Below are 6,320 nucleotides of genomic sequence, written 5' to 3'. Positions count from 1 at the left end.
TCGAGATCCGCTATGCCATTCCAACCAGCCCAAATGGCGAAGCTACCCGCTTTTGTCATTTGCAGTCAGATTATCGAACGCTTCTTCAATAAGCTCAAACAGTTCCGCGGCATTGCCACCCGATACGACAAAGATCCGGGAAACTTCTTGGCGGCCATCAAGCTCGCATCAGCCCGCATCTGGATCCGCAGTTATGAGTCCACGACCTAACACCCATGAGACATATGCTCGAGCCGATGGGAGGCCTTATAGTGGGCGAAACCTGAAGGAGATCGCCATGCTCACGGGGCAGTTTGCGCTCCTTGTCGCTGCCGTGTTCTCCGGCGCCGCCCTTTACATCAATGTGGCGGAGCAACCTGCCCGGCTGGGGCTGGACGACCAGTCTCTGCTGGCCGAGTGGAAGCCCTCCTACAAGCACGGCTTGGCCATGCAGGCCCCGCTGGCCATCGTAGGGTTCCTGCTCGGGCTCGCGGCGTGGTGGCAGACCGGACACTTCGGTTGGGCCGTTGGGGGGCTGCTCATGGTCGCGAATTGGCCGGTGACGTTCTTCGCCATCATGCCCACGAACAACAGGCTCATGGCAACCGATCCTGCAGCGGCCGGTCCCGAGAGCCGAGCAATGATCAAACGATGGGGTTCGCTTCACGCGGTGCGAACCGCGCTTGGCTTCGCGGCGTCTGCCGCTTTCCTATGGGCTTCCCTCTCCTGAGCAGTGCGACCTAGGTTCGAATTAGATGTAGGCTCAGCTCTGAAACGAAGAGGAGTTGCGCCGTGAAAGTCGATGGGCGTTGCCACTGTGGCTTCATCACCTTCGAGGCTGAGGTTGAGCCCGAGAAGATATGGCTCTGCCACTGCACCGACTGCCAGACGCTCTCGGGATCAGCCTTCCGCACCGTGGCTCCTACGCGCAAGGGTGCCTTCACGCTGCTCTCGGGTGAGGTGAAGAACTATGTGAAGATTGGAACGAGTGGAGCGAGACGGCTTCACGGGTTCTGTCCCGAGTGCGGGACGCCCATCTACTCGACGGCGGAGGGTGAAGGACCGAAGGTCTACAACCTCCGGGTCGGAACGATCCGGCAGCGTTGGGACCTCGTGCCACGAAGGCAGATCTGGTGCCGTTCGGCTCTGCCTTGGGCCACTGATATCAAGACCCAAGAGCGCTTCGAGATGGGACCAGATCTTCGCCCGTGAAACCGTTGCTGGCGCGCGCTCCGTACCCGCCTTTTGCGAAATGAATTCGTGAACCAGGAAGGTCCAGTCCTGGCACGGGGCTGCCGTTAGAGCGTGCAGCGGTTGCGTGGAATCGGCAGAGCTGATTCCATGAGGCTGGTTGTGATCGTCGGTGAGGCGTGCCATGCCAGCTCCTCTGTCCCGAGACTTGCGTGAGCGGATTGTGCGTGCGGTGGAAGGTGGATCCTCGATCCGGCAGGCTGCCTTGCGCTTTGACGTGAGCCCGTCGGCCGCCGTGAAGCTGATGCGGCGCTTTCGTGAAAGCGGCAGTCCGGCTCCGGCCCGCTTTGGTGGGCATCGCCGTCCGATCCTTGCGCCGCATGAGGCGCTCGTACGCGCGCTCCTCGGTGCCAGGTCCGAGATCTCGCTGGTGGAGATCCAGGCTGAACTGCGTCAGCGCGGCATCGTGGTCGGTGCGACCTCCACCATCAGCCGCTGGCTCCGGCGAGTCGGCCTGACGCACAAAAAATCTATGGACCGGCCGTGCGTTGCAAGAGGGCTGTGGCATATGGATGAGAGACGGTCCGCATCAATCTATCCGGCCTCGTTGTGGAGCTCTGGCTCCGGGCCATCATGGAAATCCGCGCGCACGGGACCTGCTTAGACGCCACGACCTCGACGGGCCATTTTTTTGTTCAGGCTTCCGGTGCGCCGGGCAACCGTTCGTCCATCCTGTTACATCCTTCTCGCGAACCTTGGGAGGATTCTGCTGCGGCACCCCGCTCAGGCTGTGCGGGTCGCATACTCCGCTTCGTAGTCGCGTCCGCGATACAGCACGCCCCAAGCGATCCGGGCGAGCTTGTTAGCGAGAGCCGCGGTAAGCACGTTTCGGTGTAGCCGCGCGCCTGCTGCCTGTAACCAACGCCCAAAGCCGTGTCCGTCCCAGTAGCGTGGACGCTGCAGGAGGGCCTGTGCGCCGCTGACAAACAGGGTGCGTAAATAGCGGTTCCCGCGCTTGGACAGGCCACCCAGGATCGTCCGGTCACCGGTGGAGATCTGCTTGGGGACCAACCCGAGCCAGGCAGCAAAATCGCGCCCTTTGGCGAATGCTGCCCCGGTTCCCACCGCCGCCACCATGGCGCTGGCCGTAATTACCCCAACCCCAGGAATACCCATCAGGCGACGGCAGCTTGCATCCTGTCGCGCCAGAGCCGTGATGTCACGGGTGAGCGTCTCGATGCGTTCATCGAGCCCGTGCCAGTCTGCCGCCAGATCTTCGATCAGGTGGATCATGCGCGGCGAGAGCACGTCCGTGCGTTGGGCCAGAAGGGCCGGAAGTGCCTCCCGTAAACCAGCCGGCCCCTGACGAACGGCGATGCCACACTCGAGCAGGAAGCCTCGGATCTGATTGATGACGGCGGTGCGCTGGCCGATCAGTCGACGGCGAACCCGATGCAGAGCTTGCAGATCGAGTTGCTCGGCCGACTTCAGCGGCACGGGACGCATAGTCGGGCGCTGCACCGCCTCAGCGATGGCCTCGGCATCGCGATAATCGTTCTTGTGTCCCTTGAGGAAGGGTTTGACGTATTGGGCCGGCAGCAGGCGCACGTCATGACCAAGGGCAGCGAGCTGACGCCCGACGTGATGGGCTCCGGCGCAAGCCTCCATGCCAATGAGACAGACCGGCAGATTGGCCAGGCAGGACTGCAGTTGCCCACGCGAGACCTTCCGGCGCAGCACGATCCTGCCGCGTGCATCCATGCCGATGAGGTGGAAGGTGTTCTTGCCCAGGTCGATCCCGATGGTGGCGACGCACTCACTTGCGGTCTGATGTGTCATGGCATGGCTCCGTGGCTGCGGGACAATCCCGTTCTCCCATGCTCCGCCCGGGAGCACGGCCGGTCCATGCCATTAGAGCCTGAGAGCCGCCGAACAGGACCGCGCGGACGTGGCGCGTGAACGCCGACACTGGCGGGTGTGGCAGCGCTATAGGGATCCAAGCCGCTTTGTGTTCTTGGATGAGACGGGTGCGTCGACCAATATGGTGCGGCGCTATGGACGCTGTCGACGCGGCGAGCGCCTGGTCGATGCCACACCGTGGGGTCACTGGAAGATCACGACCTGTGTGGCCGGTCTGCGCGCCAGCGGTCTGATCGCCCCAATGGTGCTGGATGGGCCGATGACGGGCGAGGTGTTCCAAGCCTATGTTGTAGTAGTCGGTATTTGATCGGACAGTCGGCGTCAGAGAGTGATCGGATTGAGCCTGTCCGACAGGATTAGGCTGCAATCATTTTCTCCTTCGCCAGCGGCACGGCATTCAAGAAGGTCTGCATCGGCGTCTTGCCAAAGCACCACCGCCCCTGATGTGGCCGCTCCTCATTATAACTCCTCACCCAGGCATCGAGATCGCTCTGCGACGCAGCGATTGAACCGGAGATCTTCTTGCAGAACGCCACACGATAGAACTCGTCCAGCGCCGTCTTGTGAAAGCGCTCAACGATCCCGTTCGTCTGCGGGTTCTTGGTCTTGGTGCGGGTGTGATCCACATCCTCCACGGCGAGATACAGCTCGTACTCGTGACGCTCGGGATTGCCGCAGGACTCGGTGCCGCGGTCGGTGAGCACCCGACACAGCTTCACGTCGTGGGCATCGAAGAACGGCAGGACACGGTCGTTGAGCAGATCAGCGGCGGTGAGCGGGGTCTTGCGATTATACAGCTTGGCGAACGCCACCTTGGAGTAGGTGGCGATGAAGGTCTGCTGATAGATCCGCCCAACGCCTTTCATGGTGCCGACGTAGAACGTGTCTTGTGCCCCGCAATAGCCGGGGCATTCGCTCTCGAACTCGCCGTGCGCGTCCTTCTCGGCCTTGGCCTTCTCCAGGGCCGCCACTTGGCTCTCGGTCAGGATCAGGCCCTCCTGCGCGACCTTCGCCTCCAGCGCCTTGAGCCGCTTCTTCATGGTCTCGAGATCATGCCGCTGCCAGACCCCGCGAACGCCGGCCGGTGAGATCGCGTGACCGCGCTTGCGCATCTCGTTGGCAATCCTGATTTGACCGAAGGCGGGTTGCTCCAGGGACAGCTCAACGATGACGGCCTCCACCTCCGGTGGAGTACGGTTGGCCAGCAGCGGCTTACGGCGCGTCAGCTCCTGTAGGGCGAGCTCGCCGCCGGTCTCGTAGAGTTCCTTGAAGCGATAGAAGCTGTCGCGCGAATAGCCCATCATCTGGCAGGCTTGGCTCACGTTGCCGAGCTGCTTGGCCAGCTCCAGCAGGCCAACCTTCGCACGGATAATCTTCTGCTCGTTGGTCATGGCGGTGTTCCTTGTGAACGCCGAGGCCGGGCGCTACGCACCCCGACCACTCCGCGCCCAGCCTCGGCTTAGGCCTCAGCCAATCGACACCGTCTGTCAGATTAAGTTCCAACTACTGCACGGGAAGCGATCCGCGCCGCTCGGGCGAGCCTGCTCTACCTGCCGGCTTGTTCGCCCGATCTCAACCCGATCGAGCAGGTGTTTGCAAAGCTCAAGGCGCTGCTGCGCAAGGCTGCTGCTCGCACCAAGGAAGCACTCTGGACCACGATCGGAGAACTGCTCGATAGCTTCCCAGCTGAGGAGTGCCAGAGTTACCTCAGCAACTGCGGATACGAGTTCACCTAAGTCGAACCCGCTCTAGCCGAAGTTCTGCATCGGAGGCGTGAGCTGCCCTTCAAATGGCCACGCTTAATGGCTCAGGTTGACCCACTCCGGACCATTCTGAGGTTGGGACACATGGCTGATGGAGTGCTTGATCCCATTAGTTCGAATTTCCATAGGCGCGTTCCGCAACACGCCACCGTCTGCTTTCTCACAAGGGACAAAAAGCTCCCTCGTTGACGATCGCCAAGGAGGGAGCAGGGTCAGGAGTCGACCTTAGAGGCCGTCCCGAAATTACGAACAAGGGTGAAAACCGCAAAATAATGGAAGTTCGTGGCCATGTGAGGCGTTCAGCCGTATCCTTTGTGGCGGCGGAGGTCAGATCTTGACAGCAAAAGGTGTCGAGCGAAGGTTATCGGCAATATTAGCCGCCGATGTGGTTAGCTTCAGCCGCATGACGAGCCTGCGCGAAGAAGAGACTCTCCGCCTACTGAACGCATTGCGGGACGAACTCTTTGACCCTCGGATCAGTAAGTCTTGCGGACGCACGATCAAGCTCATGGGTGACGGAGCCCTATGCGAATTCTCCAGCGCCGTTGCGGCGGTCAAGTGCGCCATCGACATTCAACAGGTTCTCAGTGCGCAGAACAACGCGGTACCTGATGAGGAGAAGATCGAGTTGCGCATCGGAGTGAATGTCGGAGACGTAATCGTTCAAGGGAATGATATCTATGGCCATGGAGTGAACGTCGCGGCTCGCCTGGAGAGCATCGCACAACCGGGTGAGGTGCTCATCTCGGAGGCCGTCTTCCAGCAGGTGGCGGGCACAGAGGACTTGTCCTTCGTCGATCTTGGTGAGCAGGACCTCAAAAACATCCCTGATCCTGTTCGCGTATACCGGGTTAGCTTGGGCCAGAACAGTAGGAGTGTTCACGTTGATATTCGCTATCTTCTGAGTAAGCCAGCGATTGCAGTACTCCCATTTACGAATATGACCGGAGACCCGGAGCAGGAATACTTCTCTGATGGCCTCACAGAAGATATTATCACTGCGCTGAGCCACTGGAAGGAGTTTCCAGTGATCGCCCGAAGTTCCTCGTTTACATACAAGGGTAAAGCCGTTGACGTCCGGCAGGTCTCGAGGGATCTCGGGGCTTGCTACGTGTTGGAAGAGAGTGTTCGAAAGGCGGGCGAGCGCCTGAGGGTGACGGCCGAGCTCCTAGACGCCGACACCGGGCATCATGTCTGGGCCGATAGATTGGATCGGAGAATAGATGACATTTTTGCGGTTCAAGATGAAATTGCGCAGCAAATTGCATCCATTGTTGAACCTGCCAGAGTTATGCCGGAATTTAGGCGACGTTGTGCGCTGGCGTCGGAATGATCTCGGCGCCGTCCTGGAATCTGACACCGGCGATTACCTTCGGCAACTGATTTTCGCCCATCCGGGCCTGGAGGTAGACGCCATCGGCCCAGACATAGACGTAGCGGCGGGCTGACAGATCGCGGGCCTGCCAG

General features: G+C 60.7%; 6 protein-coding genes and 3 pseudogenes. 7 read left to right on the top strand and 2 right to left on the bottom strand.

The annotated features are described in order from the left end of the window. From DC522_RS32030 to DC522_RS32015, 4 genes and pseudogenes are all read left to right on the top strand, one after another. Positions 1-210, top strand: a pseudogene (locus tag DC522_RS32030) (IS5/IS1182 family transposase); the annotation flags it as partial. A gap of 67 nt (positions 211-277) precedes the next feature. Continuing rightward, positions 278-709 carry a DUF1772 domain-containing protein gene (locus tag DC522_RS32025; RefSeq protein ID WP_116532490.1) on the top strand — a complete coding sequence of 144 codons (432 nt, stop codon included), beginning with the start codon at positions 278-280 and terminating at the stop codon, positions 707-709. Between the two features lie 62 nt (positions 710-771). Further along, on the top strand, positions 772-1,191 hold the full coding sequence (locus DC522_RS32020) for a GFA family protein (RefSeq protein WP_116532489.1): 420 nt from the start codon (positions 772-774) through the stop codon (positions 1,189-1,191). A gap of 163 nt (positions 1,192-1,354) precedes the next feature. Continuing rightward, positions 1,355-1,834, top strand: a complete 480-nt coding sequence (locus DC522_RS32015) for a transposase (protein WP_116532488.1) — start codon at positions 1,355-1,357, stop codon at positions 1,832-1,834. 119 nt (positions 1,835-1,953) lie between these two features. Here the strand turns inward: DC522_RS32015 and DC522_RS32010 are convergent, their stop codons facing one another. After that, positions 1,954-3,009: an IS110 family transposase gene (locus DC522_RS32010; RefSeq protein ID WP_116532487.1), complete on the bottom strand. Its 1,056-nt coding sequence runs from the start codon at positions 3,007-3,009 to the stop codon at positions 1,954-1,956. A gap of 85 nt (positions 3,010-3,094) precedes the next feature. Between DC522_RS32010 and DC522_RS32005 the strand changes: the two are divergent. Beyond that, a pseudogene (locus tag DC522_RS32005) lies at positions 3,095-3,379 on the top strand (transposase); the annotation flags it as partial. A 67-nt stretch (positions 3,380-3,446) separates the two neighbouring features. On the opposite strand, the gene DC522_RS32000 reads toward DC522_RS32005, so the two are convergent. Next, positions 3,447-4,481 (bottom strand): IS481 family transposase, encoded by a 1,035-nt coding sequence (locus DC522_RS32000; RefSeq protein WP_116532485.1) that lies wholly within the window; start codon positions 4,479-4,481, stop codon positions 3,447-3,449. Positions 4,482-4,598: 117 nt separating this feature from the next. On the opposite strand from DC522_RS32000, the pseudogene DC522_RS36610 reads away from it, so the two are divergent. Next, a pseudogene (locus DC522_RS36610) lies at positions 4,599-4,826 on the top strand (transposase); the annotation flags it as partial. A 361-nt stretch (positions 4,827-5,187) separates the two neighbouring features. Further along, entirely contained in the window at positions 5,188-6,186 is a 999-nt protein-coding gene (locus tag DC522_RS31990; protein WP_116532484.1) for an adenylate/guanylate cyclase domain-containing protein, read from the top strand. Positions 6,187-6,320 lie beyond the last annotated feature (134 nt).

Source organism: Microvirga sp. KLBC 81 (assembly GCF_003075415.1).
Classification (GTDB): domain Bacteria; phylum Pseudomonadota; class Alphaproteobacteria; order Rhizobiales; family Beijerinckiaceae; genus Microvirga.
The sequence above is the reverse complement of the archived record's forward strand: the minus strand, read 5'-3'. Positions and strand labels throughout refer to the sequence as shown.